The organism is Chitinophagaceae bacterium (assembly GCA_016713085.1).
Classification (GTDB): Bacteria; Bacteroidota; Bacteroidia; order Chitinophagales; family Chitinophagaceae; genus Lacibacter.
This window is the reverse complement of record JADJPV010000002.1, coordinates 367,227-392,727: the sequence shown is the minus strand read 5'-3', so window position 1 is coordinate 392,727 and position 25,501 is coordinate 367,227. Positions and strand designations below refer to the sequence as shown.

26 protein-coding genes and 1 pseudogene are annotated in these 25,501 nt (G+C 39.6%); 11 read left to right on the top strand and 16 right to left on the bottom strand.

Annotation, left to right across the window (positions count from 1 at the left end; all coding sequences use genetic code 11):
- Positions 1–150 precede the first annotated feature (150 nt).
- The 8 genes and pseudogenes from IPK31_14335 to IPK31_14300 all read right to left on the bottom strand — a co-directional run bounded on the left by IPK31_14335 (position 151) and on the right by IPK31_14300 (position 9,056).
- Positions 151–345 (bottom strand): hypothetical protein, encoded by a 195-nt coding sequence (locus IPK31_14335; GenBank protein ID MBK8089014.1) that lies wholly within the window; start codon positions 343–345, stop codon positions 151–153.
- Between the two features lie 4 nt (positions 346–349).
- Positions 350–1,609, bottom strand: coding sequence for a hypothetical protein (locus IPK31_14330; GenBank protein ID MBK8089013.1), 1,260 nt, complete (start codon positions 1,607–1,609; stop codon positions 350–352).
- 55 nt (positions 1,610–1,664) lie between these two features.
- Complete coding sequence (locus IPK31_14325; GenBank protein ID MBK8089012.1) at positions 1,665–2,687, bottom strand: outer membrane beta-barrel protein; 1,023 nt, start codon at positions 2,685–2,687, stop codon at positions 1,665–1,667.
- 127 nt (positions 2,688–2,814) lie between these two features.
- On the bottom strand, positions 2,815–3,153 hold the full coding sequence (locus tag IPK31_14320) for a hypothetical protein (GenBank protein MBK8089011.1): 339 nt from the start codon (positions 3,151–3,153) through the stop codon (positions 2,815–2,817).
- Positions 3,143–3,703 (bottom strand): RNA polymerase sigma factor, encoded by a 561-nt coding sequence (locus IPK31_14315; protein MBK8089010.1) that lies wholly within the window; start codon positions 3,701–3,703, stop codon positions 3,143–3,145. Before IPK31_14315 ends, IPK31_14320 begins: the two co-directional genes overlap by 11 nt.
- 126 nt (positions 3,704–3,829) lie before the next feature.
- Positions 3,830–5,134, bottom strand: coding sequence for a RagB/SusD family nutrient uptake outer membrane protein (locus IPK31_14310; protein MBK8089009.1), 1,305 nt, complete (start codon positions 5,132–5,134; stop codon positions 3,830–3,832).
- Positions 5,135–5,152: 18 nt separating this feature from the next.
- Positions 5,153–8,273: pseudogene (locus IPK31_14305) on the bottom strand (SusC/RagA family TonB-linked outer membrane protein).
- 36 nt (positions 8,274–8,309) lie between these two features.
- The gene (locus tag IPK31_14300) at positions 8,310–9,056 is read right to left on the bottom strand and encodes a DeoR/GlpR transcriptional regulator (protein MBK8089008.1); all 747 of its coding nucleotides are present in this window, start codon (positions 9,054–9,056) and stop codon (positions 8,310–8,312) included.
- A 147-nt stretch (positions 9,057–9,203) separates the two neighbouring features.
- On the opposite strand from IPK31_14300, the gene IPK31_14295 reads away from it, so the two are divergent.
- The gene (locus tag IPK31_14295) at positions 9,204–10,406 is read left to right on the top strand and encodes an anhydro-N-acetylmuramic acid kinase (GenBank protein ID MBK8089007.1); all 1,203 of its coding nucleotides are present in this window, start codon (positions 9,204–9,206) and stop codon (positions 10,404–10,406) included.
- A gap of 6 nt (positions 10,407–10,412) precedes the next feature.
- Here IPK31_14295 and IPK31_14290 read toward each other — a convergent pair whose 3' ends face one another.
- Together IPK31_14290 and IPK31_14285 are read right to left on the bottom strand one after the other, a co-directional pair.
- Complete coding sequence (locus tag IPK31_14290) at positions 10,413–10,964, bottom strand: SRPBCC family protein (protein ID MBK8089006.1); 552 nt, start codon at positions 10,962–10,964, stop codon at positions 10,413–10,415.
- Between the two features lie 90 nt (positions 10,965–11,054).
- Positions 11,055–12,161 (bottom strand): ABC transporter permease, encoded by a 1,107-nt coding sequence (locus IPK31_14285; protein MBK8089005.1) that lies wholly within the window; start codon positions 12,159–12,161, stop codon positions 11,055–11,057.
- A 61-nt stretch (positions 12,162–12,222) separates the two neighbouring features.
- On the opposite strand from IPK31_14285, the gene folK reads away from it, so the two are divergent.
- From folK to IPK31_14260, 5 genes are all read left to right on the top strand, one after another.
- On the top strand, positions 12,223–12,708 hold the full coding sequence (folK, locus tag IPK31_14280; protein ID MBK8089004.1) for a 2-amino-4-hydroxy-6-hydroxymethyldihydropteridine diphosphokinase: 486 nt from the start codon (positions 12,223–12,225) through the stop codon (positions 12,706–12,708).
- Between the two features lie 69 nt (positions 12,709–12,777).
- The gene (locus IPK31_14275) at positions 12,778–13,410 is read left to right on the top strand and encodes a deoxynucleoside kinase (protein MBK8089003.1); all 633 of its coding nucleotides are present in this window, start codon (positions 12,778–12,780) and stop codon (positions 13,408–13,410) included.
- 85 nt (positions 13,411–13,495) lie between these two features.
- Complete coding sequence (locus IPK31_14270) at positions 13,496–14,740, top strand: MFS transporter (GenBank protein MBK8089002.1); 1,245 nt, start codon at positions 13,496–13,498, stop codon at positions 14,738–14,740.
- A gap of 123 nt (positions 14,741–14,863) precedes the next feature.
- Positions 14,864–15,760 (top strand): MBL fold metallo-hydrolase, encoded by an 897-nt coding sequence (locus IPK31_14265; GenBank protein ID MBK8089001.1) that lies wholly within the window; start codon positions 14,864–14,866, stop codon positions 15,758–15,760.
- Between the two features lie 5 nt (positions 15,761–15,765).
- Positions 15,766–15,957 (top strand): hypothetical protein, encoded by a 192-nt coding sequence (locus IPK31_14260; protein MBK8089000.1) that lies wholly within the window; start codon positions 15,766–15,768, stop codon positions 15,955–15,957.
- 1 nt (position 15,958) lies between these two features.
- Here IPK31_14260 and IPK31_14255 read toward each other — a convergent pair whose 3' ends face one another.
- Positions 15,959–16,516 carry a UbiX family flavin prenyltransferase gene (locus IPK31_14255; protein ID MBK8088999.1) on the bottom strand — a complete coding sequence of 186 codons (558 nt, stop codon included), beginning with the start codon at positions 16,514–16,516 and terminating at the stop codon, positions 15,959–15,961.
- 39 nt (positions 16,517–16,555) lie between these two features.
- Here IPK31_14255 and IPK31_14250 point away from each other — a divergent pair, with 39 nt between their 5' ends.
- Positions 16,556–17,092 carry a DUF255 domain-containing protein gene (locus IPK31_14250; GenBank protein ID MBK8088998.1) on the top strand — a complete coding sequence of 179 codons (537 nt, stop codon included), beginning with the start codon at positions 16,556–16,558 and terminating at the stop codon, positions 17,090–17,092.
- 355 nt (positions 17,093–17,447) lie between these two features.
- Here the strand turns inward: IPK31_14250 and IPK31_14245 are convergent, their stop codons facing one another.
- The 3 genes from IPK31_14245 to IPK31_14235 all read right to left on the bottom strand — a co-directional run bounded on the left by IPK31_14245 (position 17,448) and on the right by IPK31_14235 (position 18,606).
- Positions 17,448–17,882: a hypothetical protein gene (locus IPK31_14245; protein MBK8088997.1), complete on the bottom strand. Its 435-nt coding sequence runs from the start codon at positions 17,880–17,882 to the stop codon at positions 17,448–17,450.
- Positions 17,883–17,893: 11 nt separating this feature from the next.
- Positions 17,894–18,097: a hypothetical protein gene (locus IPK31_14240; GenBank protein ID MBK8088996.1), complete on the bottom strand. Its 204-nt coding sequence runs from the start codon at positions 18,095–18,097 to the stop codon at positions 17,894–17,896.
- Between the two features lie 92 nt (positions 18,098–18,189).
- On the bottom strand, positions 18,190–18,606 hold the full coding sequence (locus tag IPK31_14235; protein ID MBK8088995.1) for a hypothetical protein: 417 nt from the start codon (positions 18,604–18,606) through the stop codon (positions 18,190–18,192).
- A 294-nt stretch (positions 18,607–18,900) separates the two neighbouring features.
- Between IPK31_14235 and IPK31_14230 the strand changes: the two genes are divergently transcribed.
- Positions 18,901–19,581 (top strand): hypothetical protein, encoded by a 681-nt coding sequence (locus tag IPK31_14230; GenBank protein ID MBK8088994.1) that lies wholly within the window; start codon positions 18,901–18,903, stop codon positions 19,579–19,581.
- Here IPK31_14230 and IPK31_14225 read toward each other — a convergent pair whose 3' ends face one another.
- Positions 19,582–20,124, bottom strand: coding sequence for a YkgJ family cysteine cluster protein (locus IPK31_14225; GenBank protein ID MBK8088993.1), 543 nt, complete (start codon positions 20,122–20,124; stop codon positions 19,582–19,584).
- A gap of 308 nt (positions 20,125–20,432) precedes the next feature.
- On the opposite strand from IPK31_14225, the gene gcvP reads away from it, so the two are divergent.
- A complete protein-coding gene (gene gcvP, locus IPK31_14220; protein ID MBK8088992.1) occupies positions 20,433–23,297 on the top strand; it encodes an aminomethyl-transferring glycine dehydrogenase in 2,865 nt (954 codons plus the stop codon).
- Positions 23,298–23,381: 84 nt separating this feature from the next.
- Here the strand turns inward: gcvP and IPK31_14215 are convergent, their stop codons facing one another.
- On the bottom strand, positions 23,382–23,759 hold the full coding sequence (locus tag IPK31_14215; GenBank protein ID MBK8088991.1) for a DoxX family protein: 378 nt from the start codon (positions 23,757–23,759) through the stop codon (positions 23,382–23,384).
- 232 nt (positions 23,760–23,991) lie between these two features.
- Between IPK31_14215 and IPK31_14210 the strand changes: the two genes are divergently transcribed.
- Both IPK31_14210 and IPK31_14205 read left to right on the top strand, forming a co-directional pair.
- Positions 23,992–24,840 carry a dienelactone hydrolase family protein gene (locus tag IPK31_14210; GenBank protein MBK8088990.1) on the top strand — a complete coding sequence of 283 codons (849 nt, stop codon included), beginning with the start codon at positions 23,992–23,994 and terminating at the stop codon, positions 24,838–24,840.
- Positions 24,841–24,996: 156 nt separating this feature from the next.
- On the top strand, positions 24,997–25,500 hold the full coding sequence (locus IPK31_14205) for a GAF domain-containing protein (protein MBK8088989.1): 504 nt from the start codon (positions 24,997–24,999) through the stop codon (positions 25,498–25,500).
- Position 25,501 lies beyond the last annotated feature (1 nt).

Below are 25,501 nucleotides of genomic sequence, written 5' to 3'. Positions count from 1 at the left end.
ACCATTATTACGAAGATTTTTTTGGTTCTCAGTTGGCCAGGCGATATCAGTTCCTGCGTTTGCGTAAATGAATAATTGCCTGTTTCCTTTCCCGAAATACTTTTTAACATCTGCAAAAACCGGAACCGTTCTGTATTTGTAATAATCAAATCATGATCCTGCGCCAATATACCATCCTTTGAATTCATACCCAGCTGATAACAGAACCTGACCATTTACATGATTATCGCCGTTGAGTAAAGCTGTTTCTGCTGAAACTGATAATGCTCCTTTTGATTTTATCTGTTGAGCCTGCACGGTGAAAACAATCAGCATACTGACAGCACAAAATATTAATTCTTTCATACAATTATTTTATAATCGAAATCTTACCAACAACAGCAGCATTTGCAGGATTGGAATAGTTAATAAAATACAATCCGTCTTTTGCAACAGTAATGGCTAATCCGCCTAAAGCAATTACATCATAGGTTTCCATTCCACTGATTTGCTTTATCTGCACCAGACTATTTACATTGGTTGCATCAAAAAATTTCAAACCATCTTTTCCGTCGCAAATCAATAACAGGTTTCCATCTTTTGAAAGCCCGGCAGGTTCCTTCAGTTGATAAGATTTAATGAGTGATGGTGAAGTGAGATTATTGATATCAAGCACATCAAGCTGATTGAGAAAACCTGCGCAGGCACTGTTGCTTCGAAGAGTAACAAATGCATTGTGATCATCAGCAATAACCGGATCACAAACCCTTGCATGCGTAAACTGTCCAAGCTTGATTGGGCTATCAGGATTAGATGCATTGTAAATAAACATGCCCGTTTGTGAGCCAATAAACAATTTATCCTTATAAGGGAAAACAGTTTCTATATTTCCCTGACTGAACGTAACTGTTTTTACATATGCAGGTAAAGCAGCATTCGATGTGTTAAATACTTTCAGATCACTCCAGCTTACCGTATACAACCTCTCTCCCATTAATGCAAACCTTGCCATAGAACCGCCAGTGCCGTTTGTTACCGCTGAATTGTTTACCGATGTTCCGCTCATGTTTGCAAACACCATGATATCCCTGCGGGTATTAATAAACACAGGTACATCATCCATTCTGCGTTTTACAACTGTATCAACACGTACCCAGCTTGTGATGATTTTTGATGTATCGGGAGAAAACCCATTCGAATACATCCTGTGTGGAAATACACCTTCTATAAATTGCTTCACTACCACATTTTGCGGATCGCTGATATCAATGGTTACAAGATCAGTGTAGCAGTCAGCATAGAGATAATTGCCTCTTACTGCCAGATCAACACAACCCGGAATATTTACAAAGGCAATATTTCTTGGCGCAGCAGGATTGCTGAAATCAATGATGTGTACACCTTTATCCAGCTCACTTAAAAAAGCGTAACTCCCTCTTACAAATAATTTTCCGGGATTGTTTACAGAAATTGCGGGGCCGCTTTTTGCTTCAGCCTTAACTTCAGCTTTTGTTTTATACACGGGCTGAAAAAAAGTATAGGATTCTGTAACGGTATCTTTTGTACAGCCGGTTACCCAGGCTATGGCAAGAGAAAAGAAGAAGGTCTGAAAAAATAATTTGTATCGCATAAACAGTGTTTGAATGATTAACAGTAAATCTGCAACATGCGTTGCATGGCTTCATTTATTTTTTATTCAGCCGCCATGATAATTGAATTCCCGTAAAGGAAAGGTGCTGATTAAGATCAAGTGATTTTTTCCATTGACCCGATAGACCGTACTGGTATTGAAGTCCAAGTTGTAAAGGATAGTTCATCTTCGTAATCAGGCCGAATGAAATTCCTGTACGCACCTGCAGTTGCGAACGGCTGAACAGGGAACGGTCGTAATAGTAAGTCTTGGTTGCACTGTAATAATATTGTGCGTTGGAACCGACGAGGTAGCTGTAAGCTATACCTCCGCTAAAAAGAATGGGTCGTTTTGCAGCTTTGTTTAATTGTAAATGGTACAAAACCGGTATCTCAATAAAATGATACCTGTCTTTATAAGTGGAGCTGTTTCCAACCCTTGCATAATTGTTTACTACACTGGTACCAAGATTGTTGTTAAACTGTGCATCAGCATAAACAATACCGCTTGTTGTATGAGATGATGAATAATATCCATATGCAAGACCAATTGATAAAGCAGAGCGTTTAGCAATTGATTTTTTCAATTGAACACCTGCGGTAAATCCGACACCATTTTTTATTTTGGCAGAATCAGAAGGAGATGACGAGTATCCACCCCCGCCTGAAGATCCGGAACCTGGTGAAGCATAAAGAGCATCCCTCTTAATTTTGCCTTCAGAGAACTGACTCATATCTGCAATGCCTCCTCTCAACACTAAAGCAATTTCTATTTTCTTCGTATTACTGATTGAGGGTTTTCCTGCAGCCACTGGTTCTTTCGCAAAATTGGTAGCAGCACTATCCGTAACAATAGATTTTTCTGTTACAGTTGTTTTGCCTGTTACAACGGGGGGCTCTGTTACAACAGGTGTTACAGACTCATCAGGTTTTGCTGCTGCAACAGGCTTTTCTTCTGCTACCGGTTTTTCTGTTACTACGGGCTTTTCAGTTTTAAGCTGCTCATGTTCCTTCGTTACTGTTAGAACCGGATTCTTTTTTTCTTCAGGCAATTGAATATTCACCTCAACATGATTCACTGCAATCGGGTTCTTTATTTCAGCAACAATTGGTTTTTCTTTTACTGTTAAGCCATCAACAACCGGCAGATCCTTTTTGGTTTTAATAACAACAGCAGCTTCATGTTCTTTTCAATACTTTTTCTAATTACCGGTTCTTTACTTTTTTCTCAGCCACAGATTTACTTTCAGAAACAGTTTCAGTTGGTTTATTCTGATTGTCCTTTATAGATGAAGATGATTCTGTTTTTTGTACTGTTGTAACTATTGCTGATGTTTCTGGATTCCCGTTTACTGCTGAATATATAAACCATGCCCCTACTCCTGTACACAAAACAATGGCAGGCAACCACCAGAAGAAAAACCTTCTGCGGCGTTTCTGTTCACGGATCTGTACTTCCACTTTTTGCCACACAGCATCAGAGGGAGTAAATTTCAATTCCTCCAACTTATGCCCCACTCTTTTTTCGAATTCGTTATTGTGCATAATTATTGGTTTTAGGGTGTACAGATTCAAAGTTCTCCATCCAGGTAATCAGTAATGATCTTGCCCGCAGGTATTGCGAACGGGAAGTGGTATCTTTTATACCCAGCATCTGCCCTATTTCAACATGCGAAAACCCTTCCACGGCATGCAGGTTAAAGATGGTTTGATAACCGGTTGGTAATTGCCTGATCAATGCTGCAATTTCTTTCACCGCCATATTCATAGCAGGATTATCATCTGATACAGGATGCAGACCTTCATCATGAAAAACAAGTTCAGCCTGGTAATTCTTTGAACGTTTTAAATAATTTAATGCCGTGTTCACTACAATCTTCCTGATCCAACCGCCCAACTGTCCTTCTTCCTTGTACTGGTGTAAATGTGTAAACACTTTTACAAAAGATTCCTGCAATACATCTTCCGCATCGGCCATTGACTTGGTATAGCGGTAACAAACGCCAAGCATCGTATCAGCAAATGCATCATACAATTGTTTTTGCGCTTTAGGTTTGCCACGCAAACAGTCTTTTATTAATTGCCGCTGTTCGATCATTCAGTTAATTGCTAAGTTGACAAGCTGCCGGGGGAAAGCGTTGCTTGGTTTGTCAAAAATATCACTTAATCAAAAAGCCCGGCTAAAAAGCCGGGCCTGTGTTTAAAACAACTGAAAACAGTGTTAACCTGCAGGATCAGCAGGAGTATTCGAATTATTATCTCTTTCACGGAAAGGATAAGGCATAAAGTTGCGGGTGCGTTCTGATGCTCCTCGCCCAAACCTGCGCATATCCTCCAGTTTTAAACCAGACATATACAGTTCAATACATCTATTTCTGTATATCTCATCCAGTATTGCTGCTTGTGTAAAAGGGCCCACCAGCAGTGGCAAATCAGCTCCAACTCCAAAAGGATCATTGACTCCTTTCTTCGTAACAATTTTATTTAGTTCAGCTAATGCGTTCACAATATCCGGAGTTGCGGCACGTGCATAACACTCCGCTTTTATTAACGTGATTTCACCGGGAAGATAAATCGGGAAGGCAGTTGTTGTTACAGCAGCAAAACCTTTCATTAAAAAGCGTGATGCAGAAGAGCCGCTTAACACCATATAAAAAGGAACACGTTTATCAGAAAGATCAGGCTGTAAACTTCCAAGCAATCCCATTGTTGAATCTATTGGCTGATACACGTTAAAATTGGATCCAGCCACATCATAAATAGGATTTGGATTTGCCGCTTCAAAATTCAATGTTGATTTTTTTGTGAGATCAACAAGATTCGCTGTCGTTAATGCCAAAGCATAATTACCTGAGAATAACAAATACCTTGCTTTTAACGCATTCAATGTGTTTACAATATCCACTCCGGCAGGTATTGATGCAGTAAAGCTGGTACTGATTGGATTTGCAGCAATGACAGTAAGCGCATTATCAATTACTGTAATCGCTTTCGCAAAGCCATTCTGTCTTGAGATAAACGTAACATTTGTTCCTATACCTGCAGGCACCTGCTCCCAAAACATAGCCATACTTCCAATGGATAATGTTTTGTAAATAGAGGCATAACCAATTAATCCACTTGCTGTTCCTTTATCAGTCAGCCCCGCTGCTCCATTAATAACATTATCTGCATCATAGATAATTTTATTACTGCTTGTCCACAAACCTGCCAGCATGGTATTCGTACCATCAACAGCTGTACCTCCCTGACTTAACTGGTACTCAGGCAAATTACCCTGGTTCAGAAGCTTTAATTCTTTAGTAACAAACCCATTAATCGAAACTACATTGTAAAGTGAGCTAGCACGGCCTAATGAATAAATTCTCTGCAACCCAACACTTACACCATTTAATCCACTTGGTGATGCAAGTACTTTATCGCTTGTTGCTCTGTTAGGATCACTAAAGTCCTTTTTACAGGAGGAAAGGATAAGTGCTGAAACAGCAAGTATCATCCAAGTTTTATTTTTATTATTTGATAACATAATTTTCAGTTTTTAGAATTAAAATTTAGCCTGGATACCAACATTGAATGTTTTTGGAATAGGAACAGAACCAAAATCAATCCCTCTTAAGATTGTACTCTGACCACCAGAGTTAACTTCAGGATCATATCCTTTATAATTATCAAAAGAAATCAGGTTTCTTCCACTGAGGGTAACAACCAGCCCACTGATCACTTTATTTAATCTTCCAAAATCATAACTGAAAGAAACTTCTCTTAATTTAACAAATGAGCCATCATCAATACGCCATTCTTCAATATTATAATTACCGAGTACAAATCCTCTAGGCACCTCTCCTCTCTGTTCCTGTTCTGCCACTTTACCATTACCAACACCCTGGCGTGTTCTCCAGTCGGCATTAAATACATCCACACCCTGTACAGCATCAAACTGGAAACGCAGACTCAGTTTTTTATACCCTAATTCGTTAACAAGAGTTGCTGTATAATCAGGATTCGGATCACCAATTACTTTACGTAATACTGTTCCTGATGGTAAACCGCCAGCGTCTCTTTGTGTTGTATAAGAAAGAGGGCTATTCTGAATCCCTCTTTCTGTAAGAGGGATTCCACTTGAATTTTTAATCTGGTTGCCGCCTGCATCAACAGCAAAAAAAGTTCCATAGAAAACACCAATAGGCTGGCCTTCAAGAATGGCAACCGGTGCTCCTGCATTTGTACTTAACAGGGTTAATGCCTGACCTATTTTCAATGCTTTATTTCTGTTACGGTTAAAAATACCTGTTACATCCCAACGGAAATCTTTTTTCCTGACCACTCCGAGATTCAACACTATTTCAAATCCTTTGTTTTCAAGAGATCCGAAATTATCCAGCAGACTGGAGAATCCTGTTGTTGGAGCAATCACCCTGTTGATAAGAAGGTCATTTACTTTTTTGATATAATAATTGAACTGAACGCCTATACGGTTTTGCAGGAATCCAAGATCAGTACCAAACTCAATTTCCTTTTGTCTTTCAGGTTTTACATTTGTATTTGCTAATGTAGAACTGGAAAAGAAAGATGTCCTTCCAAGAAAACCAATACTGGAATAAGAATTAAAACGATCATAAGGTCCGATACCGGTTAAGTTACCAGATTCTCCATAAGCCATTCTTACTTTAAACAGGTCCCACCATTTTGACACACCTGATTTTTGCCAAAATTCTGTTTCTGAAAGAATATAACTTCCGCTTCCTTTAAAGTAAACCTGGTTACGCTCACTTTCACCGAAAACAGATGAACCATCCACTCTAACTGCACCTGTTACAAAGAGTTGATTTTTGAAGTTAAAATTTTGCTGCAGGTAAGTACCAGATACAGATAATTCACCACGGCTATCTGAACCCGGCAATGCAGTGCTTGCACCTGTAACAGTTTCAACACATGGTGCAAGCCCTCTTCCCTGTAATAAACTGAAACTGGATTTCTCGTATTGTACTGAATATCCAACCTGTGTTGTTGAACTCAGGTTATCATTAATCTTTGCCAGGTAGGTAGCATTAATTTCATTGTTGATCTGAAAATAATGATTCGTTGCTGTACTGGCATATCCATTCTGGGCAGGATCCAATGTTAATCCTCCGCCATAAAACGCAGTATTCACCGGGTATGCAAAGGGAGGAATAAAGGTTTTACCATTTTGAGAATAATTATCAATTCCCATTGTATAATCAATCGTTAAGTTCCGGATTGGCTTCCACTTTAAACCGGTTGATGCCAGAATGCGGCTCGTTTCCTGCCGTTGTTTAATGTCTTCAATAACAGATACAGGATTTGCTCTTTGTCTTTCCCCTATTGCCTGAATATTTCCCAATGCATCACGTTTTTGAATATCATGAAAATTAGCAATAATGTTGATGGAATTCATTGGAGAGAAAAGGAGTTGCCATCAGGCTTTCATTGGAAGCACTGTTGATATAATTGAGCCCGATCGTAAAACTCAGCCTGTCGTTGATTGCCTGATCAATATTTGTACGGAAACTGAAACGGCTGAAGTCTGTGTTCTTTATAATACCCTGATTAAATAAATAGGAAGCAGAAGTATAATACTTGGTTTTATCTTTTCCTCCGCTCACTGAAACATTATTATCTGTACCAATAGCTGTACGGAAAATATAATCATTATAATCATAACGTGTTACCGGAGTAGTATTAGTCCATGCCGGTGTAAGAATGTCCTGTGTTTGTGCTGTAGGCCCATCAGTAGCATTACCAAACTTTAATGGCGACTGATTAACAGGAACACTTTTTCTTAACTGACTAACGGTAAGGCTTGTGCTAAAACTGACAACTGGCGCTCCTGAACTTCCCCGTTTGGTAAAGATCTGAACAACGCCTGCATTTGCTCTTGAACCATAAATGGCAGCAGCAGCAGCACCATTTAATACTTCGATTCGTTCAATATCTGCAGGGTTAATATCTGCAAGGCGATTCTGACCAATGTTGCCTACAAAGTTTTGTCCATCATAATTACCGGAAGTATTAGTTACACGTGTGGTTGAGTTATTCACAATAATACCGTCAACTATATATAATGGTTCAGAGGAACTGTTAATTGAGCTGATCCCTCTTAAGCGAACTGATATTCCACCTGCGGGATCACCCGAATTCTGGATAATCTGTGCTCCGGCAGTTTTACCCTGGAGAGCAGACAGCACATTACCTGATCCACTCCTTGTTAACTGATCGCCCTTAACGGTACTTACATAGCTTCCCAACTGCTTCTTTGTGGTTCCCTGACTTGTTCCGGTTACAACTACCTCGTCCAAACCAAGTACATCATCAGCCAATGATGCATCAACAGAATAACTGTTTGTTCCACCAGCAACAGTAACATCAGCGGTTTTTGTTTTTAGTCCAACACCTGAAAATTCGAGAACATATTTTCCCGGTTTCAGGTTTGCACTGATAGAGTAAACTCCATTCAGATCGGTAGTAGTACCATAACTGGTATTCCTTATTACTACCGAAACATTTGAAACAGCAGCATTACCGGATGCTGTTATTTTACCGGAGATGGTTACCTGTGCATTTACCAACGCTGAAAGAAAAACCATCATCGTTAATAATGAGACAAGTCTCCAACTGCCAGTGATTTTTTGAACACTTTTTTTCATTTTGCAGTTTTTATAGTTGAGAAATCAAATTGCATCTTATAAAATTTCAATCCCTATTTTTTTATACGGTTGAAATATTTTTTCTTTCGGCGGTCTTTCTGTAATCAATACATCAAGGTCAGCTGCTTTACAAACCTGTATATTCAGGCAGCTGTTTATTTTTTCTGAAATGGACAGGGCCACTACTTTACCGGCTGATTCAATCATTGCTTTTTTAACCTGCACCACATCCCAGTCATTATCTGTTAACCCATGTTCAATGTCCAGTGCATTGATCCCGAGAAAACACAAATCAACTTTAAACTGCCTGATCTTTAAAATTGCTTCGGCACCAATGGTTATCTGTGAACTTTTTGAAAGTTTATCGCCAATAAAAATCACTTCAATGTTGGGGTGATGAATATATTCCAGTGCTGCGGGCAAACTGCCTGTAATAAATGTTGCATGCAGATTTTCCGGTAAAGCTTTTGCGAGTTCAATAATGGTTGTACCGCCACTGCTTAATACAAACATGCCATCCTTAATGAGGGCTGCTGCTTTCTGCGCAATGGTTTTCTTTGCATCAATAGAATAAACTTTGGTGGAATTAATGGAACTGCTGAATGATTTGGATAATGCACCTCCGTGCACTTTGATGATCTTTCCTTTATCAGAAAGTTCCTGCAAATCCCTGCGGATCGTATCTTCGGATACGTTGATCTGCTCGCTTAAATCGGAGGATAAAACTCTGTTGTGCAGGTTTACCTGGTGGACAATAAAAGCTTGTCTTTCTTGCTTAAGCATGTTTGGTTTGGCTACTGTTGTTCCTTACTTTGACAAATGAAAAATACAAAAGTTCTGGAAACCTGCAAAGAAATGCAGTATTTTTATTACTAACATGCACAAAACCGCATTAATCAGGCATATTAAAGCATTTCATAATTCCTTTATATGAACAGAAATCTTTCTTCACTTTTTAATATCGCTCAAAAAAAAGAGCGGAACATTATTGGATTAATGAGCGGCACTTCTGTAGATGGACTGGATATTGCCCTTTGTAAACTAAGTGGTGATGGACATGCCACTAAAGTTGAAGTAACTGCGTTTGAAACGATTCCTTATCATGCGGATTTCAAATCAGAGATCAAATCAGTTTTCTCAAAAAAGACAGTTGACTTTGAAAAACTTTGTTTGCTGAATCCCTGGATTGCATTACAGCAGGCCGAAATGATTAATACATTTTTAAAGAACAGGAAGCTGGTTAAAGAAGAAATTGATCTCATTGCAAGTCATGGTCAAACAGTATATCATGCACCAAAGGCATTGCATCAGCAGGAGAAATTCGGGAATGCAACATTGCAGATTGGTGATGGCGATCATTTAGCCGTTACAACTGGCATTATCACTATCAGTGATTTCAGGCAAAAACATATTGCAGCAGGTGGTGAAGGTGCCCCACTCGCAGTGTATGGCGATTATCTTATTTTTTCTAAGAAAGATGAAGACCGTATTATGCTAAACATGGGTGGGATTGCCAATTATACTTATCTCCCCGGTTCATTAGATGCCAATAAAATTTTCAGTACCGATACCGGACCCGGCAATACAATGATGGATGCATTGATGCAGCAACACTATCCTGTAAAATATTTTGATGAGGGTGGATTGATTGCAGGACAAGGCATGGTTCATGAAGCTTTATTACATGCATTAAAAGATCATCCGTTCTTTCAACAATCATTTCCTAAAACTACAGGACCGGAATTATTTAACCTGCAGTACCTGCAGCAGGCAAAGGAAAAAGCAGGCATTCATGAACTGAGTGTGTTTGATACGATGGCAACACTCAATTTATTTTCTGCCCAAACAATTGCCGAAGCAATTAAAAAAACAATGGCTGAAGGAAGCACCTATCATTTGTATGCAAGTGGCGGTGGAATGCATAACCCTGTGCTGATGCAGCACATCAAAGATTTGTTACCAGGCGTTGCTGTTCATTTAACAACAGAACTCGGAATTCATCCCGATGCAAAAGAAGCTTTGCTCTTTGCAGTACTGGCCAATGAATGTATTGCAGGTGGAAATATTCAGTTCAGTAATGAGCTGCAGGGTATTCCATCAGTAACAATGGGAAAGATCAGTTTTCCGTGGTGAGAACAGTTAAGAGTCTGTAACTGTTTTTTCTTCAGTATAAGTTTTCAACTGTTCAAGCCCCTTATCAAAAGCAGGTCCAATAATATGATCCATAAAAATTCCATAGAAGCGCTCCCATGGATACCACTTTAATTTATATTCCATAAACCAATGCACTTCGGTTTCCTGTTTTGCTGCACCTGTTGAACGGATACGGAAACCACCTTCTGCATCATTCATATCTTTTAACTGGTATAAAGTGGTAATCACATCAGGATTGATTTGCAGAAGAGTGATTGTGCCCGCACTTTTATAAATCAATCCTTTCCATTTAAAAAAAGATCCGGGTTGGTTTGTGACAGGTGAAAGCTGCACAAGAGCACCACTGTCGGATGTGACCCATGGCAACCATTTGTTCCAGTCCTTCACATCACTTAATTCATGATATATTTTAGCACTGTCCGCATTAATCACAATTCCTCTTGATATTTTTACCGAAGATGGAATGAATAATCCAATGATGGTTATAACAGCAAACAACCCAGCTAAAACAAACAAAAACATTTTTACTAAACGCATAAAATGAAAATGAAAAATAACTAATGAAAAATCAGAAATGAAAAAGTCATTTACTCCGTACTTCTTACTTTGTACTTCACATCCCTCCCCTTACTCCCATTTAAATACTTTAATAGCTACGATATACACTCCTATTCCCCATAGTCCAAGGATACCCAACTGCTTTCCGCAATCAACTAAATGACTTCCTTCAAACGCAATGTTCCGCATAGCATCATTGAGATGTGTTAAGGGCAGTACATTACAAATCGGCTGTAACCATTTGGGAAATGTGTCAATCGGGAAAAAAGTTCCGGCTAATAAAAACTGCGGCATGGTTACAAGGTTGGCAAACGGAGGTATCGTGCTTTCATTTTTTGCCAACCCACTTACAATAAAACCAAAACCCATAAAGATGATCAATCCAACTAAACTCAGTACTAACAATTCTAAAAACGTAACAGCACCATGCACCAGTGTAAACTTAAACAGGAAATGCCCCACCAGTAAAATCACAACTGCAGTAATGAGCTGAAACAATACACGGCTGATTCCTTCACCAAATAAAATATAACTGCGTTTTATAGGTGTTGCAAAGAAACGTTTCAGTACAAGTGTTTGCCTGAGATTGAAAAATAAAAAAGCAACTCCAAACACACCGGCACTTAATAACGAAAAACCTAACTGTCCAGGTAAAATAAAATCAATGGTACGGTAAATTCTTCCCGGCAATGGTGGCGGCAGATCAATACTTGCATAGGTTGGTGCATTGGGTGCAGCCCTGCGGTCAATATTTACAATTACATCTTTTAATGTTGCCTGGAGAATGGCTATCCGGTCAATACTTGCTGTAGAAGTTTGAATCGTAATCTTATATAAAGGCAGCTGACCAGTATTGGTGGGCTGTATATCAAGAATAGCGGTGATTCTTCCTTTCGACAAATCACTTTGCAACTCTCCCGCATTTTTATCTGAAATACGGATGGTTTTATATTTCATCAGCAGTTGATACACTGCATTATTTTGTGTTGTATCAGTTGTTGGAGTAAAGCCAATGCGTACAGTTGGACTTCCTCCTCCAATAAAACCAAACACCAAAATAAAAATCAGCGGGAAACCAAAACTGAAAACAACCGCACTGGGGCTGCGAAAAATTGCCCGCAGGCTTGCTCTTGAAATTGCCAGCATTGCTTTCCACTGGCTGTATGGTTGATTCATGCCGCAAAGCTATTTGTTTCAGCGGTTGATTGAAAAACTTTTAGTCCCCTATTTTTACAGCATGCCAATTCACAAAGCATACATTTTACTGGGCAGTAATATGGGAAACCGGAAACAGTTTCTCAATAAAGCTATCAAACAGATTACTGAACAATCCGGCAGTTTAGTAAAGGAATCATCCATCTACGAAACTGCCGCCTGGGGTAATACCAAACAGGCCGCTTTTCTTAACCAGGTTATCTTTATTGAAACAAAACATTCACCTGATGACCTGATGAAAAGCTTACTGGAAATTGAAACTGGTCTGGGAAGAATCCGTACAGAAAAATATGGGCCACGTACCATTGATCTTGATATTTTGTTTTTTGATGAGCTCATTTATCATTCATCAACCGTTACTCTTCCCCATCCTGCCCTGCAGAAAAGGCGCTTTGTGTTGATTCCTTTAGCTGAATTATCTCCACGTAAAATTCATCCTGTTTATCGAAAAACAATCAACCGTTTATTAAAAGAATGTGCAGATAAACTGGAAGTAAAGAAAGTTTGACAGCTATTTTTCCACAAACTGTACAACTTCATTTTTGTATTTCGCAGCAAGGCTTAATTTGCCGACCGAATGAATCATCACTTCATCACCATAGAAGGGAATATCGGTGCCGGTAAAACTACCCTGTCACATTTACTCAGTAAACATTACAATGCCCGGTTGATACTGGAAGCTTTTGCCGACAATCCTTTTCTGCCCAAGTTTTATGAAAACCCAAAGCAGTTTGCTTTTCCGCTGGAATTATTTTTCATGGCAGAGCGTTATAAACAACTGAAAGATCTGTTACATACGCAGGATCTTTTCAACTCAATAACTATTTCTGATTATTTATTTACCAAGTGTTTGCTCTTTGCCAAAGTAAATTTGCCCACAGATGAATTTCGCCTGTACCAAAGTTTGTTTGATATTATCCATAATCAACTGGTACAACCTGATCTGCTGATTTATCTGCATGCACCTGTTAATAAGTTGCAGCAGAATATTAAAAAAAGAAACCGCAGTTATGAGCAGCAAATCAGTGACGATTATCTGTTCAGCATCCAGGAAACATATACACAATACATTAAACAGCACAATGTAAAAACCTTGTTTGTTGATACCAGCAATGCAGATTTTCTGGGGAACGAAAAACATCTGCAAACAATTATTGATGCATTGGAGAAAGACTATGAAGATGGTCAGTTTTACCTCACACTACCGTAGAAGAAAGCCGATAGTTTTTAGTCATTAGCCAATAGCGTGCTGCTTCTTACTTCTCTCTTCAGCAGATAGTTCTTAGATTTGCTGAGTGACCAATCAATCTGCAAACGATCCTTTTATTTCCATTCGCATAACCGAATTCAGAAATTTTGCCATTGCAAGATTCTTATTCATCATGGGCTTACGAATGATGGGAACACTGGTGGGCTGGTGGATGTATGAACTCACCAACGATCCGCTTGCACTGGGTTTAATCGGTTTATCGGAAGTAATTCCTGCTGTATCGATGGCTTTGTATGCCGGTCATATTGTTGACCGCAGCGACCGGAGAAACATGATCATCCGTGCTGTACTTTCTTATGGCATCTGTGTTTCTTTACTCTTATTTATTTCTACCGCTTTCTTTACGCATCAGTTTGGGAAATCAACAGTCATCTACCTTGTATATCTTGTCATCTTTATAACTGGTATCATCCGTGCTTTCAGCGGACCATCATTTGGTGCCATCATTTCGCAACTGGTTCCAAGATCACACTTAGCCAATGCCGTTACCTGGAGCCAGGGCACATGGTTAACAGCATCCGTTACCGGTCATTCACTTGCCGGTTTTTTAATTGCCGGGTTCGGCATAACCGGAACACTAACGGCAATTATATTAATGATTGCAATGGCTCTGCTTATTTTCAACACTATTGATCATAAGCCTGCACCACCGCAGGCAGAAAAGAAAACATGGGAAAGTGTAAAAGAAGGTCTGCGCTTTGTTTATAAAACAAAAGAAGTGCTGGGTGCACTGGTTCTTGATCTCTTTGCAGTTTTATTTGGAGGAGCGGTGGCCATGGTTCCTGTGTTTGCAAAAGATATTTTAAAAGTGGGACCAATTGGTTTTGGCTGGCTTAATGCAGCTGCCGATTTTGGCGCCATCATCATTGTTATTCTACTCACAGTGTTCCCCCTCAAAAAACAACAGGGCAAAATTTTATTATTTTCAGTGGCAGGTTTTGGAATGACCATTATTGTTTTTGGTTTATCGGAATTATTCTGGCTGTCATTTGCAGCTCTGTTCATGGGTGGAGTGCTCGATGGCATCAGTATTGTTGTGCGTGGTACAATCCTGCAGCTAAAAACACCTGATGAATTGCGGGGAAGGGTGCTGAGTGTAAACAGCATGTTCATCAACTCCAGTAATGAACTGGGGCAGTTTGAAAGTGGTATCGCTGCAAAACTCATGGGTGTTGTCCCTTCTGTTGTGTTTGGCGGCTGTATGACGATTGCTGTTGTTATTGCAACCTGGTTCAAAGCACCCAAATTAAAAAAACTGGAATACGAATAGTACAAGGGTTAAGTTCTTTTGATCGTCCTGTCTTTCAGTGTCTTTTAATTTGATTTAAACAAAACTTTTCTCAACTTGTATTGTATTTCATTCAGACATTCTTTTATACATAATTGTTTTTATATGAACCGTAAATCATTTCTACAATCAACTGCACTTACAATGGGTGCATTGGCATTTCACAAAACAGTACTTGCCGAATTCTTTCAGCAACCAGCCTGGAAAATAAAAATGCTTACTGATGATATCGGCATCTTTACAGAACGTGGCGGAACCATCCTGTTTTACCTGAGTAAAGAAGGAATTGTAGTTGTTGATTCACAGTTCCCTGACCAGAGCAATCATTTAATTGAAGAGTTGAAAAAGAAAACAGAACAACCGTTTAAACTGCTCATCAATACACACCATCATGGCGATCACAGCAGCGGCAATATTGCCTACAAAGGAATGGTTGAACATGTGTTGGCACATGAAAACTCAAAGATCAACCAGGAACGTTCTGCAAAAAATGCAAAGACAGAAGATAAACAGCTTTATCCCGATCAAACCTTTGGTACTACCTGGAGTCAGAAAATAGGCAAAGAAAAAATCACCCTTCATTATTTTGGTGCAGGACATACCAATGGTGATGCCTTCATTCATTTTGAACATGCTAACATTGTACATATGGGCGATCTGCTGTTCAACCGTCGTCATCCATTTGTTGACCGCAGTTCAGGCGCCAATATGAAAAGCTGGATGAATGTGCTGGAAACCGCACAAAAGAAGTTCAGCAAAAAAACACAATTCGTATATGGCCATTCTGGCGAAGGGTATGATATTACCGGAACAACAGATGATCTGAAGGCATTCGGCGATTATATTGGTGGCATGTTGGAGTTTACCGAAAAAGAAATCAAAGCAGGAAAAACTAAAGAAGAGTTTATTAAAACAACGGTTCTTCCATTTGAAACACAATGGAAAGGTGATGGGTTGCAAAGACCATTAACGGCTGCATATGATGAACTGACTTTAAAATAACTGATATGTGGTTCGCTCTAACAGCAGCAATTGTTTTTACCATTTTAATTTTCAGTTTTGGAAAAAACAGGAAACAATCCCGTTACAGGAAAGAAGGTAAAAACAATTCCTCTGATCCGGGTTCAGATGCTGACAGCAGTTCCAATAGCGACGGTGGTGGCAGTTTTGGAGGAAGCGGATCAGGTTCCTCCTGGTAAGCTATACGCCCCAGCGATACGTCTTTACATCAATACCTGCCAGATCCAATACACGGTCAACAACAGTTGATGAAAGTTCTTCGATAGTTGTTGGTTTACTGTAAAAGGATGGAGTAGCCGGACAAATAATTCCTCCTGCCAGAGTTACCGTTTCCATGTTACGGATATGAATAAGATTGTAGGGAGTATCTCTCACCACACATATCAGCTTTCTTCGTTCTTTTAAAATCACATCTGCGGCTCTTGTAATCAGGTCATTTGAAATACCAGTTGCAATCCGTCCCAATGTTCCCATTGAACAGGGAATAATGATCATGGTGTTGTATTGACCGGACCCCGATGCAAAAACTGCAGAAAAATCGGTTGTTGAATAAATTTTGAAAGGAATTTGCTGATAGCCATCATCCCCCAGTTCGGTTTTCCATACCTCTTTGGCATTCTCTGTCATAATCACTGCAACATCGGTCCATTGCTGTTTTACCGCTGAAAGCTTTTCCAGCAGCAGTTTTGCGTAGATAGAGCCACTGGCGCCGGTAATAGAAACCACAATTTTATGCACGGTAAAACGTTTTAAATTTGTACAAGTAACAAAAATACTATGCAAAAGGTTACCTTTTTATCCGTTATCCTGTTTCTTCTGGTTGGTCTTTCCTCTTTCCAGCACAATACCCCAAAAGAAAAATTAAACTGGATCACACTCCAGGAAGCTGAAGAAAAACTGAAATCAGAGTCAAGACCTATTTTGGTTGACTTGTATACTGATTGGTGCGGCTGGTGCAAAGTGATGGATAAAAAAACCTATACCAATCAGCAATTAATTAAATACCTCAATGAAAAATATTATGTGGTGAAGCTAAATGCAGAGAGTAAAGCAGAGATTGTATGGAAGGGGAAGACCTATCGCTTTAACCCCTCCTATAAAACACATGAAATAGCATTGGCTTTTACAAAAGGCGAACTGGCTTATCCAACAACCGTTATTATACCAACAACTGACGATAATCAGCCCCAGGCAATAGCTGGCATGCTGGAAGTGAAAGAAATGGAAATGATTACCAAATATTTTGGTGAGAACAATTACGGTAAAGTATCTTTTGATACTTATGCTAAAAAATTCAGACCAAGCTGGAGATAATAATATTTCCCCATCATCTGTTATTTGCGAAAAATAATTTATTTTGCCAGCGATGATAAGGTTTAATGGTTAATGGTAACTGATTAGCACCTCTTCCTTTACCGGAAGAGGTTTTTTATACCCGAACAATTTATTTTTCCTTGAAAAGGGGCTTTTTAGTTGATTTACCCCCCCGATATGCAACTATCCAAAACCGATTCCAGTCTTAAGTATGATGATAAGGTTTAATGGTTAATGGTAACTGATTAGCCATACTCCGTCTTTCCAGGCGGAGTTTAATATTACAAAGTCATACTTCAGGATAATAAAAAAGAGGCTCATTTCTGAGCCTCTTTTTTATTACAATCTTCTTTTCTTATTTACCTGCCACCACTGAGCTGGCAAAAATCATGTACATCGGTCCGTTAGGCCGGAAACCTGCGGGCATATGTCCATTCTTATCTTTTGGAATTGATACAATTGTTTTGTTGCCTAAAGTAGCCACCTTATAAAAATGGTATTTCATCATTGTTGAACGGCTGTTCAAACGCTCATCTAAAGTATTGATCGCATCGGGCCAGGTATTCTCTTTTGAATAGCGGGTTATTTCATCGATCAGTGCCTTATTATTCAGCTGGCGACCCAGTTCTTCTTTTTCAGAGCTGCTGAAATTGTAAGTTGAATACATCTCTCCAAGGTCGGTAATCAGCACCGCTTTAATTTTTTTCCCGTCAAAGAAAAAACCTTTGTTACAGGAACTGAATCCAATCAGTACTGCAATAAACAGCAGGTATTTAATATTACTTTTCATATAAAACCGTTTTACTTATTTTTTGGATCAAGAAAGATTAGGAAGCCTAATGAAAGAGTACCTCCATGATTAGTGCCACTGTATTTATAATTTGTTTTTATCAGCTCACTTGAATTATTTGTATACTGCCTGTTTTCTTCATATGTATACTTGTATGATGTAAGAACAAAAGAGTAGCCAACTCCAATATCCAGACCGATATTCTTATTAATCATTTTTGTTAATCCCAAGCCCACACCTGAATTAAAATTAAAAATGCCATTTTTCTTTCCATCACCTTTTGTAGTATAGCTTTGATAGTTTGCGGTCAGTTTTTCTGTTCCTGATCCAAAAGCTCCTGCAAGCGATATTTGCCGTATGGCATAAATCCTGAAGTCCCAAAATAATATCTTCCAAAACCACCAACTCCTGAAGTAAATGTATTTGTCTTGTTTGTAAGATAATTGCCTTCAGTATACTTTCCGTTGCTCAGGTTGATATTAATACTTCCCCCAACTAAAACCTTTTCATTAATAAACCATCCCATTGTAGGATTCAAAGAGAAAGTAAGATTATCGTTACCGGATCTGCCCGTAGGTCCGCCATTAGTAGGCGCATATGATGAACTTAAAGAAGAAAATCCAATACTGGACACATTAAAACCAACTGTACGGGTTCCTTTTGTAAACTGTCCGTAAGCCGTACATGCAAAGAAAAGAGTAAAAGCGAACAACAACTTTTTCATACTTCTGATTTTATATTTATCTGATGAAAGTAGAAATTAATTCGATTACCTGATTATTTTTTTAAATGTCCCTATGAAGACTGATCCAAAAACAAACTCCATTCTCTAAAAGAGGCATGAATCTGTTAACTGAAGTACTGCTTTGGTATGACCGGCAAATTTTTTCTTCCCTTTACTTGTACACCTAAGGAATGATAATTACTTTCATTAAAAATTACGTACACTCATTTCCTCAACTTGTCTTATAAACTCTCTCAATATTCATATTTTATTATTAAACCAAAAAACAGAAACATGAAAAGGCTTATGATTTTACCGGTTGTTTTACTTACCGGATCAATCTTATTTAATGCTTGTAAAGGAGATCCAGGTCCTGTTGGTCCACAGGGCGCTACAGGATTATCAGGTAATACCGGATCTACTGGCGCTACCGGGGCAACAGGACCTGCCGGCGCTACAGGGGCAACTGGTGCTACCGGAGCTACCGGAGCTACCGGGGCAACTGGTGCTACCGGGGCAACCGGCCCTCAAGGTCCAGCCGGTACTGCGAATGTAATTTATTCATCATGGAAAGATGTAGTATTAGTTGCCAGCGGTAGTGGCTACGACGAACAGAGCATAGCTGCTCCGGGTATAACAGCGCCAGTTATGAGTTCAGGTGTTGTGTTAACATACTGGCTGTTACCTTCTGGTTTTATTTCAATTTTACCTTTCCAATTTCCTGCAACAGTTAGCGGTGGAGCTTATTTAAGGAGTTTGTCATCGCTTGGAAACATATATCTTTATTCAGATGCCGGTGCAAATTTTAATGGAACTGCAAACTTCAGGTATATCATTATTCCGGGTGGCGTCGCAGGTGGTCGTTTTGTAAGTGGAGCAGCAGCTGGATATACTGTTGATCAGATAAAAAGCATGAGCTATCAGCAAATAACTAGCCTGCTTAATATACCATCAACAGGAACAAACATCAGGTAATTACTCAACCTTTTTATAAACAAAACCCCGGTTAATAATAACCGGGGTTTTTGTTTTATTTATCTTTTGTTCCAGTAAGTTTTCCAGTACAAAATAAGTAATGGGACAAAATGTAGAATTCTTCAGTGTTAGCTGCGGCCGTTTCAGAATTACATCCTCATCAGTATAAGGGAAACGTTCACAATCGGATGGACGGGCATCATAAATACCACAGTAATTATCAGCTCCCAAAAAAGGGCAGGGCTTCGACCTTACCACATAATCGCCCTCTTCATCCAGGCGCAGATAGGTTTCAATAAACTCCCCTTCCTTCATCCGCAAATGTTTACTGATGCGTTTGATATCTGGCGTTTTAAACCTTGGTGAATAATTCTTGCAGCAATTGGCACATTGCAGGCAATCAATTTTTTCAAATGCAGCTTCGTGCAGATCGGGCAGTTGCTGCAGCACTTTGTTTTTATTTGCCCTTTTCAGAAACTGGCTGTACTGTTTCTGGTGCTCAGCAGCTTTTTTCTCCCAGTTGATCATTAAATCTTCGGCCATACTGCAAAGAACGTTAATTGTTCAACACAGAGATACTGAGTTGAGGAGTTACACAGAATTTTGAAGTTTTCTGATTTAAATGCCCTCCGTGTTACTCTTTTCCTCCAAAACTCTGTGTTGAAAGAAAAAAACAATTTCACAGACTTTCCCCAACTGCTAACAGCTGTTTATTTGCATTGATTCTGCCCGTAACTTTGCCCGTCTTTTCAACTCATTGTAACAGTAAGTTGCAGAATTTGAAAATGCATCTGCTCTTTACCCTATTCCTCATCCGATTTTTAATTGACAGAAATAAAGAACTGAACAACATGACTCTTTTTGAAGCACAACAGAATGAATTTGCCAAACGCCATATCGGCAGCATTGGCACAGAACAGCAGCTATTGAAAACAATTGGTGTACAGAACATGGAAGAACTGATCAGCAAAACAGTTCCGGCTTCCATCCGCAACCCAAACAAACTCAATGTTCCCGATGCCATCAGTGAAGCTGATTTACTGAAACTGCTCAAAGAAATTTCCTTAAATAACAAACTGAATAAGAATTATCTCGGCCAGGGCTATTATGATACCATTACTCCCAGTGTGATCTTACGGAATGTTTTTGAAAACCCGGGATGGTACACACAATACACTCCCTACCAGGCAGAAATTTCACAGGGACGTTTGGAAAGTTTACTCAACTTTCAAACAATGGTGGCTGATTTAACAGCTTTGCCAATTGCCAACGCATCATTACTTGATGAAGCAACTGCTGCTGCAGAAGCCATGAACATGCTTTTTCATCACGTTAATAAAACAGATGTGATCAATGCACCAAAGTTTTTTGTTGATGAAGAAGTCTTCCCTCAAACAAAAGATGTACTCATTACACGTGGCACACCATTAGGCATTCAACTTATTTTTGGTGATTACAAAACGGCGGCTATCGACAATACTTATTTCGGTGCTTTGGTTCAGTATCCCAACAATATAGGTTCGGTAGAAGATTACCGTTTATTTATTCAGAAAGTACAGGGTGCTGGTGGTTTTGTAGCAATGGCAACTGATTTACTTGCTTTAACCCTGTTAACTCCTCCCGGTGAACTGGGTGCTGATGTTGCTTTTGGTTCTGCACAGCGTTTTGGTGTTCCCCTTGGTTATGGCGGACCGCATGCAGCTTTCTTTACCACCAAAGATGAATTCAAACGTTCCATACCCGGACGTATCATTGGTGTAAGTATTGATGCAGAGAACAACCGTGCACTACGTATGGCTCTGCAAACAAGAGAGCAACATATCAAACGTGAAAAAGCTACTTCCAATATTTGTACCGCACAGGCATTGCTCGCCAACATGGCTGCTATGTATGCAGTGTATCATGGACCAGATGGATTAAAAGCAATTGCATCACGAGTTGCTCTATTGGCACAAACAACTGCTGAAGCCATTAAAGAAAAAGGATTTGAACTGCTGAGTGAAAGTTTCTTTGATACTATTGCAGTGAAAGTAAAAGATACTGCTGCTATTAAAGCAAAAGCAGAGCGGCAGGAAATCAATCTGCGTTATATCAGCAATGAACTCATTGGTATTTCACTTGATGAAACAACCAACGTAGAAGATCTGTTTGATCTCATCAACTGTTTTGTGAATGATGTTGACCCGGTTGATTTTGTGATTCCTGAAAATGCATCTTTACAACATATCCCTGCTGAATTAGCAAGAACAAGTGAATTCTTAACGCATCCTAATTTCAATACACATCATAGCGAAAGCCAGATGATGCGTTATATGAAACAACTGGAGAACAAAGATCTGTCACTAAATACTTCCATGATTTCATTGGGCAGCTGTACCATGAAACTGAATGCAGCTACTCAAATGATGCCGCTGAGCTGGGCACACTGGAGCAGGATTCATCCGTTTGCTCCTGCGAATCAAACAGCAGGTTATCAGCAGATCATTGATGAACTGTCAGCCTATCTTTCTGAGATCACCGGCTTTGATGCCTGCAGCCTGCAACCCAACAGTGGTGCACAGGGTGAGTATGCAGGATTGTTATCGATCCGTAATTATCACTTAGCTAACGGCGATGCACACCGTAATATCATTTTGATTCCCGTTTCTGCACATGGAACCAATCCTGCCAGTGCAGTAATGGCAGGAATGAAAGTGGTGGTGGTGAAAGCATTGGAGAACGGTTATATTGATGTGGTGGACTTTAAAGCAAAAGCTGAACAGCATAGTGCCAATCTTGCCGGAACAATGATTACTTACCCAAGTACATTCGGCATTTTTGAAGAGAGTGTTAAAGAAATTTGTTCAATCGTTCATGAGCATGGCGGACAGGTGTACATGGATGGCGCCAATATGAATGCACAGGTTGGATTAACATCACCCGGGTTAATTGGTGCCGATGTTTGTCATCTGAATCTGCATAAAACATTTGCTATTCCGCATGGCGGCGGCGGCCCCGGCATGGGACCTATTTGTGTGAAAGCGCATTTAGCGAAACATTTGCCCGGGCATATCAGCAATGCGTCACACGGTGCTGTAAGTGCTGCTCCTTATGGTTCTGCTTCCATCCTGCTGATCAGTTACGCTTATATCCGTTTGCTGGGTGCTGATGGTTTGAAGAAAGCAACTGAGTATGCCATTCTTAATGCCAACTACATGAAGGCAAGACTGGAAAAAGATTTTGATATTCTGTATACAGGTGCTAACGGAACATGTGCACATGAATTCATTGTTGAGCTTCGTCCCTTTAAACAAACTGCAGGTATTGAAGCAGAAGATGTAGCCAAACGTTTAATGGATTACGGCTTCCACGCTCCTACCATGAGTTTCCCAGTTGCAGGAACCATCATGATTGAACCAACGGAAAGTGAAGACAAAGCAGAGCTGGATCGTTTCTGTGATGCGTTACTGAACATTCGCCAGGAGATAAGAGATATTGAAGAAGGTAAGAGCGACAAAGCAGATAATGCTTTGAAAAATGCACCGCATACACAGTCTGTAATTACTGCTGATGAATGGAAACATGCTTATACAAGACAACAGGCGGCGTTCCCGTTATACTATGTAACACAGAATAAATTCTGGCCAAGTGTAAGCCGTATTAATAATACTTATGGCGACCGGAATTTAATTTGTACCTGTGAGCCGGTGAGCAGCTATGCAGAAGAAGAAGTATAAGTCAACAGCCGAATAGATAATTGACTATAAAACAAAACATCCCGTTCTAATGAACGGGATGTTTTGTTTTATATATCTGTGGTACTATAATGCAGTTTTCTTCGTCCAGAAATAATAAGAAAGAATACCCGGCACGATCCACATTAGCATAGTAAGCATCATAGGATCAAATTTGCCACTTACCGCAATACCCGAATAAACAGCCGCTGTTAAATCAAAAAACAAACCTGCATACGCCCATTCTTTAATTTTTGGAAACCCCGGAACAAGAATAGCAATAACACCAATGATTTTTGCCCAACTGATGAACTGAATAAAATAAATAGGATACCCTAAGTACTTATGAAAAATTTGGATCGTTTGCTCATTGGGGCCAATACCGCCAACTGAGGAAAAGATCATCAGTGCAGCAAAAATCAGGGTAAATACCCAATACAGAATGTTGATTGTTCTTGGTTTCATATTGATTGATTACTTGTGAAAAATAGTTGTCTGGCATGTCAAAAACATTGTTCCTGATCACAGTGTAAAACTAATTTACTTTTTTTACCTGCACCTGTGCCATTACGACATTTCAAGGGTCATTTGCGACCTTTTGTAACAAATCGATTTCAACAAAGCTGATTGCATTTATATAAACGGCACTATATTGACCGGTAAAAGATTGTAACTTTTACATTAAATCAACATAAAAATGGATCAGCAAGTAATCAACCTCTACGACGAGTACACCCATAAACCACTTTCAAGACAGGACTTCGTAAGGCGATTAGTTTTGCTTACAGGAAGTACCGCAGCAGCCATGGCCTTACTGCCACTGCTGGAAAGTAATTATGCAAAAGCAGCTGCAACACCTGCCGATGACTTGTTTACAGAATATGTTACTTATCCTGCAGTAACAGGTGAAATGAAAGCTTATGTTGCAAGACCAAAGCAAGAAGCAAAATACGGAACAGTGGTTGTGATTCATGAAAACCGTGGGCTGAATGCACATATTGAAGATGTGGCAAGGCGTGCTGCGAATGCAGGATTTCTTGCCATTGCGCCAAATGCATTAGCTCCACTTGGCGGCACTCCTGCCAATGAAGATGAAGCAAGAACTTTGTTTACAAAGCTCAATGCACAGGAAACCCAACAGAATTTCATCAATACCTTTTCTTATCTCAAAACAAGAAAAGACAGTAATGGAAAGTATGGCTGTGTTGGTTTTTGCTGGGGCGGTGCCATGAGTAACACATTAGCAGTGAACGTTCCTGAATTAAAAGCTGCCGTCGCATTTTATGGCCGTCAGCCTGCAGCAGCAGATGTACCCAAAATAAAAGCCGCCCTGCAATTACATTATGCTTCACTTGATGAACGTATCAATGCAGGCATTCCTGCATATGAAGAAGCACTAAAAGCAAATAAGATCAGTTATGAATTGTACATGTATGAAGGCGTGAATCATGCGTTTCATAATGATACTGCCGGTACAAGATATAACGAAGCAGCTGCGAAACTCGCCTGGCAACGGACGATAGATTTTTTTAAAAAGCATTTATAAGAGATAGAAACGCAGATGACACGAATGTAAACGGATGGATGCGGATTTTATTTATCTGTGATAATCCGCACTAATCTGTGTTATCCGTGTTTCTATCTGAACTTTTGTCTTTGCGGCAAATCCTTCTCTCCACCTACCTTTGCACAAATTAATTTCATGGCCGAAGACTTACACATCATACAGGGAACAAAAGAAGAACAGTATCTGCAACTGATTCCGCAGATCAAAGGATTACTGGAAGGTGAACCTGATCTTGTTGCCAATCTTGCGAATGTATGTGCAGCGCTCAAAGAACAGTTCGGCTGGCTATGGGTTGGATTTTATTTAGTGAAACCAAGTTCAGCAAAAGCATTTACTGATAAAGGTGAAGAGTTGGTACTCGGGCCATTCCAGGGACCTGTTGTCTGTACACGAATCCGCAAAGGAAGAGGTGTGTGTGGCGCATCTTGGGCTGAGGCAAAAACACTGATTGTTCCCAATGTAGAAAAATTTCCCGGTCATATTGCCTGCAGCAGTTTAAGCAGTTCAGAAATTGTAGTACCTGTAATCCGCAACAATGAAGTGCTTGCTGTGCTGGATGTTGACAGTGAAGAGTTGAATACATTTGATGAAACTGATAAAGTATTTCTGGAAGAAATTATTTCACTGATCGAATTCTAAT